Raw genomic sequence first — 18,398 nt, forward strand, 5'->3', positions numbered from 1 at the left:
AATTTACGTGAAGTAAGCGCAAAAGGCCGCTACTGGGAGCGCGGCGAGTGGAAAGAGACTGAGCCGATGGAAATAATGTTCAAATGGGACTATCCGAAAGTAGGCGTCAAAGACAGCTACCTGCTCTATCACGAGGAGCTTGAAAGCCTTGTTAAAAACATCAAAGGATTAAAGCGAATCCGCTTTTTCATGACATTCGGACAGAGCTACCTAACTCACATGAAATGCCTAGAAAACGTCGGCATGCTACGCATCGACGAGGTCGAGCACAACGGCGTGAAAATAATTCCGATTCAATTTTTAAAGACCCTGCTGCCTGATCCTGCGTCGCTCGGTCCTCGCACGAAGGGCAAAACAAACATCGGCTGCGTGATCCGCGGGCTCAAGGACGGCAAAGAGCGCCAAGTCTATATCTACAACGTCTGCGACCACGAGGCTTGCTACGCCGAGACAGGCGCGCAGGCCGTGAGCTACACGACGGGCGTGCCAGCGATGATCGGCTCGATGATGGTGGCAAAGGGCATCTGGAGCGGCAAAGGCGTCTTTAATATGGAAAATTTCGACGCCAAGCCTTTCATGGACGAGCTAAATAAACAGGGGTTGTCGTGGGAGATGATCGAAATGAAACCGGGCGAGAGGTATGAAGCGGAGTGATACTCTTATAATATACTTGTAATTTAATTTTTTACATTATATAAACCCTAAAGGATAAATATGAAACAAAATAAAATATACGAGTATGATGTAGCATTGTCATTTGCTGGAGAAAATAGAGAGTATGTAGAAGAAGTTGCCAGTTTTCTTAAAAACTTTGGCGTAAAAGTATTTTATGATGATTTTAACCAAGATGAAATTTGGGGTAAAAATTTATTTGAATACCTTCAAGATATCTATCAAAATAAGGCTAAATACACAATAGTTTTTATTTCCGAGCAATATAAAAATAAAAAGTGGACCAGGCATGAATATAGATCTGTTCAAGTAAGAGCGTTAAACGAAATAGACCAAGAATATATACTTCCAGTTAAATTTGATAATACAGAGTTGCCTGGTCTTAATGAAAATTTAGCATATATAAGTGCCAAAAATAAAACACCAAAAGAGATAGTAGATTTTTTTATTAAGAAAATCGGATTAGTTTTTAATCAAAGATGGTGGGGTAAATGGGAGCGAGATAGTATCGTGCCTAGCAATACGGGCTCTTTATTTATAAAAGACGTAAAACAAAATGGTTTTATTTTTGATTTAATGGTTCAAAATGGAGCATATTTGGGTATATTGGGAAATGAATATGCCAAATTTATATCAAAAAATGAAGCTATATTCGAAGAAAGCGAAAGTAAAATTAAATTTGTGAAAATAAAAGATGGAATTCAAATAGATCCGATAAACTGTCAAAATTTGTGTGGCATAGGTGCATATTTCGACGGTATTTATGAATTTCAAAAGGATATTTTTACATTTTATGATGACATCATAGATGATTTTGTTTTATCAAAAATATATGCATTAATCACTAAAGATGAAAAACATGATTTAGAAAATTATAGTCCAGAAACCAAATGGAATGATTTTTTAAAATGCTTCGGGCGTGACATGCCCAGCGATAATCTTGATGACTTTAAAGCAACTATAATTGACGCATTTGTTCCAGGATTTTATAGTGACTATGCTGCGATTTTAATAGTAGATGATAATAAAGAAATTTGGGGTGCTTTTTGTGATGTAGATAAAATATATTATTTTACAACGGAGCAAAGATACAAAAACAAAATTCCAAAAACTATAGAAAATTGGGCAAGTCGTTTCAAGACAACTGATATAATTTATTTGGATTAAAAGAAATTTGAAGTTAACAGCAGCAAAGTTTTAGCCGCTTTCCGTTACACAACTAGCATCCCCGAAATCCGCCTCACGCTCGAATGCCACCGTACTCATAGACTTGCTGCAATACGGCAGCAGCATCCTCTCCTCGGCGATGCTTGCGGCGTTTTCTGCGGGTACGCCGTGGACGATGTCTTGGATAATAGCCCTGTTTGTTTGGTTAAGCGCACTCGCGGCGTATTTTAATAAGTAAATTTTAAATTGCGGCGAAATTTTATAATTTGCCATCGAGTCCGGCTCTGTTTTAAACAGACGAGCGGTTTCTTAAATTTAAACTCTAGCTAAATTTAGACCGAAATTTTTAAGTAAACTTTGCTATAATCGCCGAAATTTTGAAAAAACCGAGGAGAAAATATGAAACTAATTTACGCTGCTTGCGTGCTCGCCGTGTTTGCTTCGGCTCAGACCGAAACTGTGCAGGTACCGGACTTTGCCAAAAGTTCGATGAAGACGCATGAGCAGGCCGAGGAAAAACTAATCGCAAATGCCCTAAAAGGCGATCTAAGCCAGATCGCAAGCGATCTAAAGATTGATAAAACTCTAAAGGGTGGCGAATCGCTTGTCATTAACGGCGCGCATTACAGAACGATCGAGGGTGACAGCACGCAGTGGAAAGAGGGCGACGCCGTGCGCCTGCTAAGCGGTAATAAGGACGGCAGATGCCTAAGCTCGATCATGCTCAATCTGCGCACGAAAACCGTCTGTAAATTTATGTGCGACGCGTATTAGGCGAGAATTTCGTCTAAACCACAAAAATCCACCGGCTCGTCGTAAGCTTCTTGCAACGACCGGTTGTTTCTGCCATTTAGCCATAGCATAGATCGCTAAATATATGTCTATGAATAAAACGTTATTATATTTTTTTAAAAGCGTTCGTTATGTTTATTGTCCTATATTTGTTCATTCCGCACCCAGAAGATGGAATTTATAATATGCTAGATATACGCATGTTTATTGGCTTAGTGTTGTTTTGTATCTGCCTTATATTGGATATTTAGTTTAAATCTTAATCTCTATCTTTATGTATCGTATTTTTTGATGGTCGCCAAAATTGCATATCACAAATTTAAATTCTAAACGGCTTGACTTCGGTTGTTTTTAAAATTTTGCTTTTAATATTGATAAATTCTGCTATAATAAACGCAAATTAAACAATGTCGTTAAAATTTAGCGCGGGGCGATAAAGCGAGTAAAATTTGTAGAGGCAAATTTTGCCTGCCGCTCGGTACTTCAAACGGCAAATCAAGGAAAAAGATGCAAAAATTTAGAATTACAAACGGCGAATGCTTCCGCATGGATATCTTTTTGATCATGACGCTGGTTTATATATTCGGCGTGGCGTGCAGGTTTTTTTGGATATATTGGGCTAGCGGGATCGAGCAGTTTTCCTTTGACGGCGAGCTCATCATGACTACAAATGACGCTTTTGCCAATGCCGAGGGCGCGCGCGATATGATAGCGGGCTTTCATCAACCTGGCGATCTTAGCCCATACGGCGCGTCGATCCCAACTCTGGCATTTTTAATTAGCAAAATTTTACCCGTCAGCTTAAACAGCATTACGATCTATATGAGCGTGTTTTTAGCGCCGCTGGTGGCCGTGCCGATTATTTTGATAGCAAGAGAGTACAAGATTATGGGCGCCGGCATCATCGCAGCGCTGCTTGCTTGCGTGCTGCCCGGATATTATATTAGGACTTTGGGCGGGTATTTCGATAGCGATATGTTAAATGTTGCTCTGCCGCTGCTAACGCTATGGGCTTTGATTAGGCTCATAGGGCGAAGGAAGCAGAGCAGCTTTGCTTTACCTGCCGTTTTTACGGTGATTTATGATTGGTGGTATCCTAGCTCGTATTCTCTAAATATGGCGATTATAGTGATATTTTTAATCCATACTTTGATTTTTAATAGACACAATGAGGAAAATTACAAAGCGATTATTCTTATGGTCGTTGCAGTTATAAATTTTAGCGCGTATTACGAAGGTGAGACAATAATTGTAAATTATATTTTATTGTTCAAAATCTCACTGATTGCATTGCTATATTTTTTAATGATTAAAATTCCAAGTCATAAAAGTAAAAAGGCTCTTTGGATCTTGGGTGCGATCGTCGTAATTATGTTTATCATATTCGGCGGACTTACGCCCATAGCAGTGCAGCTTAAAGCTTACATCTTAAAGGATGTAAGTAAAGAGGAAATTTTCTACTTCTATGGTGTTAGAAATACGGTTAACGAGGTTGCCAATGCTAATTTCATGAAATTTGTGCTTGAATCTAGTGGGCATCTATTTATATTTATATGCGCCGTAGGAGGGCTGGCTCTACTGCTGATAAAATTCCGTTCGTTTATATTAACCTTGCCGATGATAGCGCTTGGAGTTTTAGCACTTTTCGGTGGAAGTCGCTTTACAATGTACGCTACGCCGATGATAGCGCTTGGATTTGCTTATTTTATATATTTCACGCTGAATTACTTTGAAATACGCACCTGGCTTAGAAGTACTTTGTTAGCTATTTTAACTTGTTTAGCGATAATGCCTAGCATAGATTTTATTTATAAATTCCGAGTTGCGCCTACGCTTACGAAAGACTCCATAATGCCTCTTGCAGAGCTAAAAAATAAAGCCAGCAGGGAGGATTACGTGCTATCGTGGTGGGATTACGGATATTTAATCAGATATTACTCCGATGTGAAAGTAGTAGCTGATCCCGGAGGTAGACAGGCGGGAGAATACACTTTTATGAGTGCATTTTCCTTTAATAAAGATGAGGTAAGCTCTGCTAATATGGCAAGGCTTAATGTCGAATATATACAAAAGTCGCAAGGTAAAAAAATTGATCCTAAACTGGAAGATAAATTTAAACTAAATCTATATCAAATTCAAAAAGATTATGGCGAAGCCGATATCAATAAATTTCTAAGTTCTTTAAGCGATAAGAATTTCAAGCTTCCACAGAAAACTAGGGATATATATTATTATTTCGTACCGCACATGATAGATATATTGCCTAATATCTTAAGATTTTCTACCGTAAATATAGAAACAGGTAAAGAGTCTTGGACGCCATTTATTCATGTGGGTTATGATATTAGAATGGGCAAAGATGGAGAGAGCATCATAATAAATGATGAATGCACGCTGCCTAGCGTCGATCCTGAATACCTAATCTATGACGGAAAAAGAATGCCTATTAATTCATATTATCAAGTGGGCGAAGTAAACGGCAAACTCGTAAAATTATCTAAGCAGATAGATAAAAATTCCAATCTTTACGTGATATTTTTACCGGATTACCAAAGAATTTTAATCTTAGATAAAAAGGTCTTTAACTCGGCATTTATCCAACTTTTTGTGCTGGAAAACTATGATAAAGATCTGTTTGAGCCCGTTTATTTAAGTAATTCTGCGCGGATTTACAAGTTATTAAGATAAATTTATATTCAGAGGAATACCGCGTAAATTTTTATTGCGCTATATTTTTACAAAGCGTATGTTACTAAGCGATAAAATTATAATGTAAATTATATGCTGAGATTTAGAATTTATACTGGCTATAAATAAATTACAAAAATACTTTAAAATTTTGTCACTAAAAATCGTAAATGTTATGTATTTACTTTAAATTTAGCCTAGGTTTCGAAGCGTGTCGCTATCATTAAGATGAAATTTCACCCAAAGGAGTAAAGATGAGAAATTTAGTTGCAAAAGCATTGTTGCTTAGTTCTTTAGCTGCAGTAAGCGCGATGGCAGAGGGGCTTTTCATAGGCGGCGAGGGCGGATACAATTTCAAAAACCAAGCTGCGGGTTTTGATGACGGACAACCGCAAATCGGCGTTAAAGCCGGATATGACTTCGGCACGTTTAGAGCTTACGGCGGATATTTTTACGGATTTAAGGGCGAGGATTCCAGCTCGAATGCCAATTCGAAAAGAAAGGTTAAATGGAGCACGCACGATTTCGTAGCCGGTGCGGATTTTACGCCGGAGCTTTTCGGTAGATTTAAGCTCGTCCTAGGCGCTTACGCTGGGCTTTCGGTTTTAGATACTGAAGTTAAAATAGATTATAGCAATGGCGGCTGGGTTAGAGCGGACGATACGCTGGGCGGCTTCATTTTGGGCGGCAAGATAGGTACCGCGTATGAGTTTGGCTCCAATAGCGAGATTGAAATGGGCTTTAAAGCAAGCAAGGCGTGGTACAAAGACGGCGATTATATCGAAGATAACGACGGTAAAAAATACGGCGTTTACGCAGGATATAATTATAAATTTTAAGAATTTTCATATTTAAGGCATTGCGTTGCTTTCATAGAGCCTTGATGCTCAGTGGCTTTGCGGTGTGTCGGGTAAGGCTAGCTTCGTCGCAAGGCTTTACTAAGTTTTAGTAGAATCTTGCGATGAGGTTTAAATTATGATGAATTTAACGCCTTTAAATTCAATCCTAAAATTTTAACTTACGGAATTCCGTCGATAAAAATTCCATTTCAGATTTTATCGAGAAATTCCACCCCTGCGCTTTTGGATAAAATTTCGTTCATTTTCGAGATTAGATTAAAATTTTAATGACGGCAAAAGAAATTTTAGATAAAATCAACATTTTCATACCAAAATTTTACTCAAAGGATAGAGATGAAGAGTTACGTTACGGGCTTTCCGCGTATCGGAGAGCAGCGCGAGTTAAAGAAGGCTTTGGAGAGCTATTGGGCGGGCAAGTGTGATTATGACGCGCTGGAACGGGTCGCCTCAGAGCTAAAAGATCGCCACATCAAATATCAGCTGGATGCTTGGAGCGGCCTGATTAGCGTAAACGACTTTTCATACTACGATCTGATGCTCGATACCAGCGTGCTTTTCGGCGTGATCCCGCAGCGCTTCGCAGCTCTTTCGGCACATGAGCAGTATTTTGCGATGGCGCGCGGCAGTAAAGACGCAGTCGCGATGGAGATGACGAAGTGGTTTAACACAAACTACCACTATATCGTGCCCGAGATCTCGGCGTATACGGAATTTAGCCTAAATCCTAGTAAAATTTTAAGCGAGTACAAGGCTGCGAAGAATAACGATTTTAAGGATTCCTGCGCGCTAAAGATAAATTTAATCGGACCTATCACCTATCTCGCGCTTAGCAAATCAAGCGACAAAAGTGATCCACTCGCGCATTTAGATGCCCTTGTCGCGAAATATGAGGAGCTGCTAAAGCTTCTTAGCGAGCTTGATAACGAGGTCGTAGTTCAGATCGATGAGCCGATTTTCGTAACGGATCGCGCGACTGAGCTAGCGCCAAAGATTGAGCCTATTTATCAGCGCCTAAGCAAGGCTGCAAGTAACGTAAAAATTATCTTTATGACCTATTTTGAGCATGCGACTGAGGCCGTGCGCGAGATAGTAAAGACCGATGTTTGGGCGGTCGGGCTTGATTTTGTTTACGCAAGCGAGGAGAATATCAAAAAAGAGCTTCAAGCTTTAAAAGACGCTAAGACCGTGCTTTTCGCAGGCGTGATCGATGGGCGTAATATCTGGAAGAGCGACATCGACAAAAAGCTAGCCCAGCTCAAAGCTATCGAGGTCTACGTGCCTAAGGAACGCATCTACGTGGGTACCTCCTGCTCGCTTTTGCACGTGCCTTTTACGCTAAAATATGAGGACAAGCTAAGCACCGAGATCAGATCCTGGCTAAGTTTCGCGGTCGAAAAACTAAGCGAAATTTCGATTTTGACCCATCTTTTCTTTGAAATTCCGATGTGCGAGCACGGCATGAAAGCTTACGAGCAGAATCAAAAATCCGCCAAAACTCGCGCTAGCTCGCCGCTCATCCACGACGAGAAGGTCTCTGCTCGCGTGAACTCGTTAAGCAAACTTGAACGCACCGATCGCTACGAGGATCGCATTAAGGTACAGAAAAAGGAGCTAGGCTATGGAATTTTACCTACTACTACGATTGGCTCCTTCCCGCAGACTGCCGAGCTTCGCCAGGTTCGCAACGCCTACAAAAAGGGACTTTTAGCGCGCGAGGATTACGAGAAGCAGATCAAAGCCTATATCGACGATTGCGTCAAATTTCAAGATGAGATCGGCCTAGACGTGCTGGTTCACGGCGAGCCCGAGCGTAACGATATGGTCGAGTATTTCGGCGAGCAGATGAGCGGATACGCGTTTAGTGCCAACGGCTGGGTGCAGAGCTACGGCAGCCGCTGCGTGAAGCCACCGCTACTTTTCGGCGACGTAAGCCGTCCAAAACCGATGACGGTAGAGTGGATCAAATACGCTCAAAGTCGCACCAAAAAGATTATGAAAGGCATGCTAACGGGCCCGGTTACGATCATGAACTGGAGCTTCGTGCGCGACGATAAGCCTCGCGAGCAGATCGTAAAACAGCTCGCGCTCGCGATTTTTGATGAAATTTCAGATCTGCAAGACGCGGGTATCAAGATCATTCAGGTGGATGAGGCGGCGTTTAAAGAGGGCTATCCGCTACGCGCGGAAAATATCCCTGCGTATGAAAAATTTGCCGTCAGCGCCTTTAAGCTCGCCGTTAGCGCAGCCAAAGCGCAGACGCAGATCCACACGCATATGTGCTATTCGGAGTTCAACGACATCATTAAAACGATCGAGGCGATGGACGCCGACGTCATAAGCATCGAGACCGCTCGCAGCGGCAACGAGCTGCTTAAAATTTTTAGATCGGTCGGCTACAAGCAGGAGGTCGGTCCCGGCGTTTACGACATCCACAGCCCGCGAATTCCTAGCGTACATGAGCTCGTAAGCCAGATCCGCGCGCTGCTTGAGGTGCTTCCGAAAGAGCAGCTGTGGATCAACCCGGACTGCGGCCTAAAGACGCGCAAATGGGAAGAGGTGGAGCCGAGCTTAAAAAATATGGTCGAAGCGGTAAGGATTATCCGCACAGAAGCATAAATCTAGCACAAAAAAAGACTTTGCTGTCGGGCAAAATTCCACCCGACAGCTGTTTTTGCGATAGAATTATGTGGAACGTTTATTTCGAGCATGGACCACTAAAATATTTGTGCGAAATTTTACTTCGAACGAGCATGAAAGGACGGTGCGAGATTTCTACGCGTCTGCTTGGCAAGCATATTTGATAGCCGCTAAGTAATGTAGCAATATGAAATTTCGCACAAGATTTACGGATTTCGCAGTTGGGTGGGCGCGGGATTTTTTAAAATGTGGCGTAAAATTTCATCTCGATTGCTAGCTTGGAATTTCATCGCAACTGCCTGCTTGCTTGAGACGCAGAGCGTAAATTTTATCGCGATTGCCCTGAAGGCGGGCTGGGGCAAGCGATAAAATTTTAAAATTTTCGCAAATCAGCTCTTGCGCGCACAAACCTCGCTAGCCGAATAAAAAACGCTGAAATTTGCAATTTTACGCGGCGCTTTATGAACTCGCGCCGCTAAATTAGAATTTCAAGACACGAGCCAAAGCCGGTATCGTTGCGCTAGAAATTTTAAATTGCAAATTAAAATTTACATTATCTCGTTAGAATGGCTAGGTTACGAAGCGAGATTCGGCTCTGCTAGGTTAAATTTCAGCTCAAACTAAACTTTATGTAGCGCATTAAATTTACGACTAATTTCGCCTGGCGAGCCTGAAGTTGCGTCGCGCTAAAACCAAGTCTAGAGCCAAAATTTTACTACGCGAAACTCATTGATTTTAACTTGTGTTTTTTGCAAGAAAGAGCGAGGCTAGCGTAAGGCGCGTTTGCGTTACCATAAAATTAAAAGAGCCTTTATGGAGGCGCAGGTCTGCAATTTTCAGTAAAAATTAAAAGCTATGATTTTGGCTCATAAGGCGCAGCTTTTAGATGGTTTCTATCACGCTTTAAAGTGAGATTTACTTAGTAATTTCGCGCGATAGATTTTAACGGGCGGAATTTTATCATCGCCGCAAAATTTTTGGCTTTTAAAATTTTGCTTTGTAGAATTTTAGCCCTCATAGTTGTGATGAAGTGGCTCATCTTATTTCGTAGGATTTTAGCGGCGTCGCGCGCCTAATTTATATGGCATAATTCCAAAAGGCGCTTATTTTGAAATCCTGCGGGTGGAACCTATGAGACTGCGTTTGCGAGGTTTTATAAGAATTTGACGGCAAACCGCTCAGTGCGTTTAAAAATTTTATTCGTGCGTCGAGCTCTCATTTGGATTTTAAATTTTGCTATTGTGGCGGAATTTTGCTCACGTGGCAAGGGCTTGCATGCAAGCTGTCCATGAAATCTAAGGATTTGGACGCTAGATTTATTAGAGCGTTTAGCGGCGCAATGCCGCACCTGCGCATAAAATATCGTGCTGTAAGCGATTTAAAAAAAGCTTTTTCGCTTCGTATAAATCTCACGCCGCGAGCGTTTAAAAGCCGCAAGAGCTTTAAAAATTTAAATTGGAAAGATTAATGACATTTTTTTCGCCCGAGTTTGTCCTTGCTTTTTTAGCGTTTTTAATCGTTTATTGGACGCTCAAAAATCATATTTTCGCGCAAAAAATCCTGATCCTGTTAGCAAGCTACGGCTTTATGTGCTCCGTAAATCCGCGCTTTGCGCTGGTGCTTGCAGCCTATAGCGCTTTCGTATATTTTGCAGGGGTGTGTATCGCTCGCGCTAATCGCGTAGTCGCAAAAGCCATACCGCCCGCAAAGCAGTCTTCGCATAAGAAAAAGCTCTCGCGTAAAGTGGCAACCAAGCAGATGGGTGTAACAAAACAAGCTGGCATAGCAAAGCAGGTGCAAAAAGCGGGGTTAGCGAAGCAGCTCCCACTACCCACTACGAAGGCACGCGCAGTGATGCTTGCGGCGGTTGCTGGCGGCTTATTTTTTCTCGCGTTTTTTAAATATTATGGCTACGTCAGGGAGTTTTTCAATGCCGTGCTTGCCGCGCTGCACCTAGATGCCGTTGATAGCGTGGCGTTTCCGCTTGGAATTTCATATTATGTTTTCATGTCGATCACCTATTTCGTCTCGGTTTATAGACGCGAATGCGGCGAGCAGGGCTTTTTGAGCTTGGCGTGCTTTTTGGCATTTTTTCCTAGCGTCGTGATGGGTCCTATCGGGCGCGCTAGCGCTGTCAAGGGCGTAGAGCCAGTACTGCCGCAGTTTGATCGCTTCAAGCACTTTGGCAATGCCGATGAAATTTATGTGCTTATAATTTTTGCCTTAGTTAAGCTGCTGCTTATTAGCGGCTATTTGGGCGCGTATTATAGCGATGTGATTTCAGGCGTTTACGGCGACGAGCCAGAGTCTTCTGCGGCGCAAATTCTAGCTGCACTGCTACTTTATGGCGTGGTGCTTTATACGAATTTTAGCGGTTTTATCGATATGGCGCGTGCGCTTGGACTTGCGATGGGCTTTAAGCTGCCGCAGAATTTTAATATGCCCTACGCGGCTAAGAATTTAGGCGAGTTTTGGGATCGCTGGCATATTAGCTTATCCACGTTTATACGCGATTATATTTATATCCCGCTTGGTGGCTCGCGCAATGGCTTTGCGCGCACCTGCGTAAATTTGCTAATCGCGTTTGCGCTATCTGGCATTTGGCACGGCGCGGGATTAAATTTTTTGATTTGGGGGCTTTTGCACGGAGTGGCGCTTGTGTTTTTAAAATGCCTTGCCAAAGTGGGCGTAAAGCCGCTAAATCCACATTTGGCGCTATTTTGCACCTATATTTTTGTAAGTTTCGCTTGGATTTTTTTCGCCAATTCCCTGCCAGATGCGGCGGCGATTTTGGGCGCTTTTACCCGCGCACGAGCTTTCGGAGATATTAGCGAGCTAGCGGCGCTTGCGGTGATTTTAGCGGGGATTTTTGTTTATCCTAAAATTTCAGCTATTAAAGATACTTTGATCGCGCTTTTTGCCGAGCTGCCGTTTTTACCTAAAGCTCTCGTGCTCGGCATGATCTTCACGCTGATTTTCGCGCTGATGCCAAGCGGAATTCCAAATTTCATCTACGCAGGATTTTAGATGCTTAGGTTTGTTTCGACTCTACTTTTTGCGCTGCTTTTCTCGGCATTTTTTATGCAAGGCTCGCTGCTTTATTATTTGGAGCAGCGATTTCACGATGATTTCGGGCTGGAAGAATGGCTGCGCCGCTCGCCGTTTCGCGTAGGCGGAGAGATCTACGAAAAGATTGCAAATGTCGCAGATAAGCTTGAGCAGCGTATCAAAGGCGAGGATCTTAGCAAGGATGAGGACGCAAGTCCGCATGACGGAAGCGAAAATTTTAAAAAATCTGCGCAAGATCGCATGGCGGAAAATCAAGCTTTGCAAAGCACGAGGGCGCGAGATCACGATGCTTCGCAAAGCGTTAAACCGCAAGATAGCAAGCCGCAAGCCCATGCCGCGAAGAATTCCTCTTTAAATAATTCTACGCATCATTTAAAGACGCGCGATTCTGCGCAGGGGCCTTACGCACAAAATTCCGCTTCTAAAAATTCTACTTCGCAAAATTCCGTGTCACAAAGCCTGGCTACAACAAGCTCTGTGCCGCGCAGCTCCTCTGCGTCACAAAACTCCGTTACGGCAAGCGCAACCTTGCAAAGCGGCGAAAATTCCGATTCTCAACTCCCTGCTTCGCAGGCTTTGGAGCAGAATTTAACGACGCAAAGCTCCGCGGAGATCGATGCTAAAATTTCGCTTAGCGACGATGGCAAAATCCGCCTAAATGCAGGCGATGAGGTGCTTTTTATGGGCGATAGCCTGATGCAATACGTGGGGATGAACGCTAAGAAATTTTTCCCGAAGCGAAGCCTGAGGGTGATTGATCTTAGCAAGCAATCTACGGGGCTTGCGAGTAAGAAATCCTTTGACTGGCAAAAGACGCTCGATACCGCGCTTAGAGAGAATGGCGGCGTTAAGCTCGTAGTCGTGCTTCTAGGAGCTAACGATGTGTGGGAGTACCGCGCAGGGGGTAAAACTTATGGCATCAAAACGCCGCGCTGGCGGGAGTTTTACGCCTCAAGGGTGCGCGAGATCTACGATACGGCGCACTCGCACGGCGCGGGAGTGCTGTGGCTAGCGATGCCGTGTATGCAAAAGCCGGATTTTGAGGAGAAAACGCAGCTGCTAAATCAAATATATGCCGACGCTAGTATGGCGCTTGGCGGGTATTTTATGCAAACAACCCCGCTGGTGTGCGAAAAAGGCGCCTATAAAACCTATCTGCAAAGCGGCTCCAAGCTCGTGCGCGTGCGTCAAGACGACGGCATTCATATGAGCAAAGAGGGTTGCGAAGCGGTAGCGAAAGAAATTTTATCAAGGATTGAAGTTGAGTAAATTTATAGTGATTTTATTTGCCGCATTATTAAGCGGATGCGCGGCAAACGCAGGCGTTCGCGGCATAAATTCCGCAAACGCAAAAAGCTCTGCGGGCTTTGGAGTGAAATTTTTTGGCGATTCGCATTTAGGAAGCGACGCGCTGATAGATGCTTTCAGACATGGTTTTTTCGTGCAAAACAGCGTCGGCTTCGTGCCTGCAATGATGCCTAAATATCACAAAAGCGAAAATATAGAATTTAAGCAAAGCGGCTTTAATGTAATCTCATCCCGCACCGAGCAAGACCCCGATTTTCCACTATGCGGAGTGATCGCTACCGGCAAAAAGGGCGCTAATGTGCGACTGGAGCTAAAGCAGCTTAGCGGCGATTTTTACGTCGAAATTTTGCATAAATCGGATCAGGGCGGTGAGATTTTTCGCGTACGCGATGCAAGCGGGCTAAGCGCGTATATTTCACAAGAAGTGCCGCAGAAATGGGAGTATTCTAAGCTGCGACTTAGATTTCCGATCGAAATTCGATCGCTGCGTGACGGAGCAGAGCTTGGAGGATATAAAATTTATCGTAAAAACGCGCGCTTTGCAGACTCTTGTGCGAGCAACGGCGCGTTTAGCAACCTCTACGAAAAATGGGGTGCAGATGCCTTTGGTAGGGATTTTTCGGGACTTAGATACAATCTCGTAGTCATCGCTTACGGCACAAACGATGCGATGGATCCGAAATTTGACGAGCAAAAATTTTATCAGAGCATCCGCGGACTTATTCGTAGCGTCCACTCCGCGAGCCCGGGCGCAAAAATCCTGCTCGTAGCGCCGCCGCGAAGCCCTAAAGTGCCAAACGCCTCACGCGCTGCGGAGGTGCTAGCGCATCTGGCGCGAGACGAAGGGGCGATGTTTTACGACATAGCCGGTCTTATGGATGAGGATGGCGGCTGGCGCGGCTGGCGCGAGCGTGGGCTGATCCGCCCTGACGAAATCCACTTGCAAAAAGAGGGCTACGAAAAAATCGGCGCAGCGCTAGCGACGAAATTGCGCGGCAGGCTTTAAATTTAATCTTTAAATTTAGGCGGCTCGCCGTGGAATTTATAAAGTTCGTTGTGAAAATTTACAAAGCTCTTTGTAGAAATTGCACAATCCGCCGCTAAATTTATGTGGTTCGCTATAAATTTACAAAATTCGTCGCTAAATTTAAAATTTAGCGGCAGTAAGCAAAGCTGCGCCTACTTGGATTTCGCCGCTTAAATCTGCGCCGCGGAATTTAAATCAGAAGCTGCGGCTTTAAATTTACGCGTCGATAGGCTTGATGCCTGTGCTTTTAAAATATGTCGCCCAAATTTACGCTTTTAATTTGGATTAAATTTATGTGGTTACGGCTAGGGGCGAAAGGTCTGTGCGGTGTGCGCTGCGTAAAATTTAGCGCTTAAAATTTCATTCGCATGGGTTGCAACAAAGCGCGGCGAGTTAAATTTAAGAAAGCAAAAAAGGAGAGGCAGATGATATATCTTTGCGGTGATACGCACGGAATAAACGAGATCGGTAAAATAACGAACAAAGCCTTTGCGGGCGGGCTTAGCGCCGATGATTTCGTCATCGTGCTCGGAGATTTTGGGCTGTTTTGGAGCGAGCGGATAGATGAGTTTATGGCGCGCAAAAATATAGAAAGATATTTCCCTGCCACGCTTCTTTTCATAGACGGCAACCATGAAAATTTCGATATGTTGGACGAGCTGCCGCGCGAGCGGAAATTCGGAGGCACCGTGGGCGTGGGCGGCGAGAATATTTTTTGGCTGCGGCGCGGCGAAATTTACGAGATTGCAGAGCGACAATTTTTGTGTTTCGGCGGCGCGCTTAGCGTCGATAAGGCACATCGGATACCGGGGCTTAGCTGGTGGGCGCGCGAGATTCCAAGCGAGGAGGAGTTTGCTTGCGCGATGCAAAATGCGCGCGATTTCATCGCTACGGGCGGGCGAATAGACGCGGTGCTAAGCCACACGGCGCCGGGGTTTGCGATGAAATTTTTAAAAGAATACCTTTGGTGTGGCAAAAGTACTCCCGATAAAACGTCTGAGTATTTAGAGAGAATCTTTGAGCTCATAAAGCCTGCGCGGTGGTATTTCGGACACTTTCACGGCGATAAGAAATTCCGCGCGCACGGCTGCGATTTTTATCTCTGCTACGATGAAATTTTAAAATTTGAGGACTAGCCTTGGGCTCACAGCAGTGAAATTCCAAGCTTTGCAAATGGTGAAATTCGCTCGTAAATTTTAAATGCTGAGGCGCGCGAAATTGAGCCTTTATATTAAAATTTAAGCTAGTTTGGCTACAATGTGGCACTTTTTTAGAAAGGAATAAAGATGAAGGTTGTAATTACTTATTGTAATTCTTGATCTTATAGACCGCAAGCTCTCCGTGTGAGAGATGAAATAACAGGCGTCTATAAGGATGCAGTTGTCGAGTTGGTCCCTGGTGACAGCGGAGACTTTCTAGTAGAAGTTGACGGCAGAAAGCTTTTCTTCAATAAAGATTTTGCTAAGCCTCGTTTTCCAAGTGAAGGTGAAATTTTAAATCTAATTAAAGTTGCAGCCTAGCTCAAAGCCCGAAAGTGGGTCGCAAGATTTGCTTTCGGGCGTTTTTTATACTCAAATTTCATATCCCTAAATTTAATCGTAAAACCATTTTAAATTTTGCCAAATCAGCGCTACGCAAAATTTAGATTAAATGATCCACGCTGCGGCAAATTCGAAAAGCCATTTTAATCAAAATTTACGCAACCGATGCGATTTAAATTTATCATCCGGAATTTATAAATTTTAAAAGAAAGAGGAATTTTTGCGAAATCAAAATTTCGCAAAAACAGAGGGGGGGGATTATTTATTTGCGCGCTCGATATACTCGCCGCGGACGGTGTCAACGCGGATGACCTCGCCTTCGAGTACGTGAAATGGGATCTGTACCACGGCGCCGGTCTCAAGGGTGGCGGGCTTTTTGTTGCTGCCCTGCGTATCGCCGCGGAAATTTGGCGCAGTTTCTACGATCTTAAGCTCCACCACCTGCGGCACATCCACGCCGATCGCTTTGCCGTTGTAAAACATTATATTTACCATCATGCCATCTAGCATCCATTTTTTCGCCTCGCCCACGTCCTCGTCGCTAATCGCGATCTGTTCGTAACTATCAGTATCCATGAACTGACACGCCTCGCCGTCATCGTAGAGGTACTGCATCTCTTTTTCCTCAAGATTCGGCGCCTCGCATTTATCGCCCGCATGGAAGGTCTTTTCAAGCACCTTGCCATCAATGAAAGATTTTATTTTAACGCGCACGAAAGCAGGCCCTTTGCCAGGTTTTACGTGTTGGTATTCTATGATTTTAAACGGAATTCCGTCCACCTCGATTTTTAGACCTTTTTTTAGATCGCCCATTGAATAAGCCATAAATTTCTCCTTAAATTAATGAGGCGCGATTATAACAAATTTTATTTTAAATTGATATAATTGGCGAAATTTTAAGGGGAGGGAAGCTATGAAAAAACTCATCTACGTTTTGGCTGCGTGTGCGGCTTTTGTGCTCGGTGCGAATGCGAACGAAGCGGAGTTCGTAAAAAACCTAAAGCAAAGTCTAAATGATAAAAACGCTCAGCTCATCTCGATCGACAAGCTAAACTCGCTAAACGGGCTAAATTTGCTGATCGTCCGCTCGGGAGATAAAAAAGAGGCGTTTTTGGTTAGCGACGACGGCAAAAGCCTAGTGGCGGTAACAGAGGAGCCTAAGCTTGCAGACGCGGCGGACGCGGCGCTATTTAAGATGAGAACTCAAATTTTAAAGGACGCCAGGGACGCCGCTGCGCTTGAGCTGCTAAAGAGCATAGATCCCGCGAGATTTGCCTATATCGAGTCGTTTGATAAAAACAATCCCTTCGTGACCTACATCGTAGGCGATCCAGAGTGCCCGTATTGCGCCGAGGAGATGAAGAGGATCACGAAGCATCTTCGCAATAGCAACGTAAAATTGATATTTGCGCCGGTGCACGGCAAGAGCGCGTTTATCAAATCGGCGCTGATTTTAAAGCATCTAAAAACCCTCTCTCCGAGCGATCAAAAGGGCGCGATCGACGTGATCGAGAAATACTATAACAAGGACGTGCAGGTAAGTGATGCGGACGTCTCAAAAGCCGAGCTTGACGCCGTGTATGCAGACACCAAGACGCTCTTTTCCAAAGGCGTGATCAAATCGGTGCCATACGTGATCAAGGTGAAAAAATAGTCTAAATTTGAGGAATTTATGGCGCGGGGTTTGTGCGCGGACAGCGCGAGTTTGCTCGCAGTAGTACAAGCCGCCTGCGCGAGCTGAAATTTCACAAAATTCCGCCGCTTTAAAATTTCAAGCGGCGGAATTTCAGTTTTTAAAATTAAACTCTTAAGACTTTGTAATCAAATTTGAAAATATAAAATTTTGCTATCTAAGCCTAATAACACCGCCGTTTTCATTTAGAATTTTTGCAACTTCGGGCAATTTATATGTTTCCATGCAGAATTCGTCATTTTGGCTTGCGCCTTTTCGTATCTCCAAACTAGCGTTTTTGCCTGTATTGATTGTGGTTATAGTAAAGCAGCTGACATAGCTCGTCGTGCCTATGCTAATCGAGTTTGGAGCTATCTGCTCGACCGTCATGCTTGTTATCTTGTTTGGATTTTCGTCGAATCTACCTTGCGATACGTAAAAATCAATATAGTCTTTTATCACGATTTGCAATTTTTTCGATAATGCCTCGTAGACCTCTTCTTTGCTCATTCTAAGGTCTTCCTTGAGAAACTTTATCTCCTTTCTTAAAAGCCTACATTTCGGGCTGATTGTATCATTTCTGCATTCCTCCAGTAGATAAGTCAGCCTATTTTTAGGCGCTGTAGAGTTTATCGGCAAACCCGTGACGGCTAGAAACAGAAAGCATTCCACGTCGAATTCCGTATTTCGCACCTCTTTGCGCTCGCACATAGCTTTTTGTTTTTCATCTTGCGCCTTTACCTCTTGCCTTGATGCCGCTTGCATCATACTTTTATAGAAGATTTTGAAATACGCCATCGCGGCTCGTTCGCAGTTGTCGTAAATCTCTGCCGATTCTTTGGATAGATCGGCTAGGGCGCACGCCTCGGAGACGCTTTTTGCTTTATCCGGATTGGCGGCATAAAAATCCTCCGTTTGAATATCCTCTATTTCTCCCCTATCGCATCCAGCCAAGCTTAAGCTCA

At 43.8% G+C, this 18,398-nt stretch carries 16 protein-coding genes; 13 read left to right on the forward strand and 3 right to left on the reverse strand.

Annotation, left to right across the window (positions count from 1 at the left end; all coding sequences use genetic code 11):
• Both Q0605_RS04880 and Q0605_RS04885 read left to right on the forward strand, forming a co-directional pair.
• Positions 1-654 (forward strand): saccharopine dehydrogenase C-terminal domain-containing protein (locus Q0605_RS04880; protein WP_298704752.1); only part of this gene is annotated, 654 nt, incomplete at its 5' end.
• A gap of 60 nt (positions 655-714) precedes the next feature.
• Entirely contained in the window at positions 715-1,839 is a 1,125-nt protein-coding gene (locus tag Q0605_RS04885; protein ID WP_298704754.1) for a TIR domain-containing protein, read from the forward strand.
• A gap of 30 nt (positions 1,840-1,869) precedes the next feature.
• On the opposite strand, the gene Q0605_RS04890 is transcribed toward Q0605_RS04885, so the two are convergent.
• Positions 1,870-2,112 carry a hypothetical protein gene (locus tag Q0605_RS04890; RefSeq protein WP_298704756.1) on the reverse strand — a complete coding sequence of 81 codons (243 nt, stop codon included), beginning with the start codon at positions 2,110-2,112 and terminating at the stop codon, positions 1,870-1,872.
• 126 nt (positions 2,113-2,238) lie between these two features.
• Here Q0605_RS04890 and Q0605_RS04895 point away from each other — a divergent pair, with 126 nt between their 5' ends.
• The 10 genes from Q0605_RS04895 to Q0605_RS04940 all read left to right on the forward strand — a co-directional run bounded on the left by Q0605_RS04895 (position 2,239) and on the right by Q0605_RS04940 (position 15,740).
• Entirely contained in the window at positions 2,239-2,613 is a 375-nt protein-coding gene (locus tag Q0605_RS04895; protein ID WP_297905105.1) for a hypothetical protein, read from the forward strand.
• A 525-nt stretch (positions 2,614-3,138) separates the two neighbouring features.
• On the forward strand, positions 3,139-5,319 hold the full coding sequence (locus Q0605_RS04900; RefSeq protein ID WP_298704758.1) for an STT3 domain-containing protein: 2,181 nt from the start codon (positions 3,139-3,141) through the stop codon (positions 5,317-5,319).
• 254 nt (positions 5,320-5,573) lie between these two features.
• Complete coding sequence (locus Q0605_RS04905; RefSeq protein ID WP_298704760.1) at positions 5,574-6,158, forward strand: hypothetical protein; 585 nt, start codon at positions 5,574-5,576, stop codon at positions 6,156-6,158.
• 354 nt (positions 6,159-6,512) lie between these two features.
• Positions 6,513-8,795 (forward strand): 5-methyltetrahydropteroyltriglutamate--homocysteine S-methyltransferase, encoded by a 2,283-nt coding sequence (gene metE, locus Q0605_RS04910; protein WP_298704762.1) that lies wholly within the window; start codon positions 6,513-6,515, stop codon positions 8,793-8,795.
• 246 nt (positions 8,796-9,041) lie between these two features.
• Positions 9,042-9,185, forward strand: a complete 144-nt coding sequence (locus tag Q0605_RS04915) for a hypothetical protein (protein ID WP_298704764.1) — start codon at positions 9,042-9,044, stop codon at positions 9,183-9,185.
• 1,098 nt (positions 9,186-10,283) lie between these two features.
• Positions 10,284-11,843, forward strand: a complete 1,560-nt coding sequence (locus Q0605_RS04920; protein WP_298704766.1) for an MBOAT family O-acyltransferase — start codon at positions 10,284-10,286, stop codon at positions 11,841-11,843.
• The gene (locus Q0605_RS04925; RefSeq protein WP_298704767.1) at positions 11,844-13,154 is read left to right on the forward strand and encodes a DUF459 domain-containing protein; all 1,311 of its coding nucleotides are present in this window, start codon (positions 11,844-11,846) and stop codon (positions 13,152-13,154) included. It abuts the gene before it with no gap.
• Positions 13,147-14,199 carry a GDSL-type esterase/lipase family protein gene (locus Q0605_RS04930; protein ID WP_298704769.1) on the forward strand — a complete coding sequence of 351 codons (1,053 nt, stop codon included), beginning with the start codon at positions 13,147-13,149 and terminating at the stop codon, positions 14,197-14,199. The genes Q0605_RS04925 and Q0605_RS04930 overlap by 8 nt, the downstream gene beginning before the upstream one ends.
• Positions 14,200-14,645: 446 nt before the next feature.
• On the forward strand, positions 14,646-15,356 hold the full coding sequence (locus Q0605_RS04935) for a metallophosphoesterase (protein ID WP_298704771.1): 711 nt from the start codon (positions 14,646-14,648) through the stop codon (positions 15,354-15,356).
• 150 nt (positions 15,357-15,506) lie between these two features.
• Positions 15,507-15,740 carry a SelT/SelW/SelH family (seleno)protein gene (locus Q0605_RS04940; RefSeq protein ID WP_298704773.1) on the forward strand — a complete coding sequence of 78 codons (234 nt, stop codon included), beginning with the start codon at positions 15,507-15,509 and terminating at the stop codon, positions 15,738-15,740.
• Between the two features lie 279 nt (positions 15,741-16,019).
• Here the strand turns inward: Q0605_RS04940 and efp are convergent, their stop codons facing one another.
• Positions 16,020-16,586, reverse strand: a complete 567-nt coding sequence (gene efp, locus Q0605_RS04945; protein ID WP_005871146.1) for an elongation factor P — start codon at positions 16,584-16,586, stop codon at positions 16,020-16,022.
• 88 nt (positions 16,587-16,674) lie between these two features.
• Between efp and Q0605_RS04950 the strand changes: the two genes are divergently transcribed.
• Positions 16,675-17,415, forward strand: coding sequence for a hypothetical protein (locus Q0605_RS04950; protein WP_298704775.1), 741 nt, complete (start codon positions 16,675-16,677; stop codon positions 17,413-17,415).
• Positions 17,416-17,607: 192 nt separating this feature from the next.
• Here Q0605_RS04950 and Q0605_RS04955 read toward each other — a convergent pair.
• A partial coding sequence (locus Q0605_RS04955) for a hypothetical protein (RefSeq protein ID WP_298704777.1) occupies positions 17,608-18,398 on the reverse strand: 791 nt, incomplete at its 5' end.

It is taken from the genome of uncultured Campylobacter sp. (genome assembly GCF_938017705.1).
Taxonomy (GTDB): domain Bacteria; phylum Campylobacterota; class Campylobacteria; order Campylobacterales; family Campylobacteraceae; genus Campylobacter_B.

Bases quoted from the DNA above. Each gene is read 5' to 3' on its own strand.
- Q0605_RS04895 (WP_297905105.1), top strand. From the start codon at position 2,239: ATGAAACTAATTTACGCTGCTTGCGTGCTCGCCGTGTTTGCTTCGGCT.
- Q0605_RS04905 (WP_298704760.1), top strand. From the start codon at position 5,574: ATGAGAAATTTAGTTGCAAAAGCATTGTTGCTTAGTTCTTTAGCTGCA.
- Q0605_RS04900 (WP_298704758.1), top strand. From the start codon at position 3,139: ATGCAAAAATTTAGAATTACAAACGGCGAATGCTTCCGCATGGATATC.
- Q0605_RS04950 (WP_298704775.1), top strand. From the start codon at position 16,675: ATGAAAAAACTCATCTACGTTTTGGCTGCGTGTGCGGCTTTTGTGCTC.
- Q0605_RS04925 (WP_298704767.1), top strand. From the start codon at position 11,844: ATGCTTAGGTTTGTTTCGACTCTACTTTTTGCGCTGCTTTTCTCGGCA.
- metE (WP_298704762.1), top strand. From the start codon at position 6,513: ATGAAGAGTTACGTTACGGGCTTTCCGCGTATCGGAGAGCAGCGCGAG.
- efp (WP_005871146.1), bottom strand. From the start codon at position 16,586: ATGGCTTATTCAATGGGCGATCTAAAAAAAGGTCTAAAAATCGAGGTG.
- Q0605_RS04890 (WP_298704756.1), bottom strand. From the start codon at position 2,112: ATGGCAAATTATAAAATTTCGCCGCAATTTAAAATTTACTTATTAAAA.
- Q0605_RS04935 (WP_298704771.1), top strand. From the start codon at position 14,646: ATGATATATCTTTGCGGTGATACGCACGGAATAAACGAGATCGGTAAA.
- Q0605_RS04885 (WP_298704754.1), top strand. From the start codon at position 715: ATGAAACAAAATAAAATATACGAGTATGATGTAGCATTGTCATTTGCT.
- Q0605_RS04920 (WP_298704766.1), top strand. From the start codon at position 10,284: ATGACATTTTTTTCGCCCGAGTTTGTCCTTGCTTTTTTAGCGTTTTTA.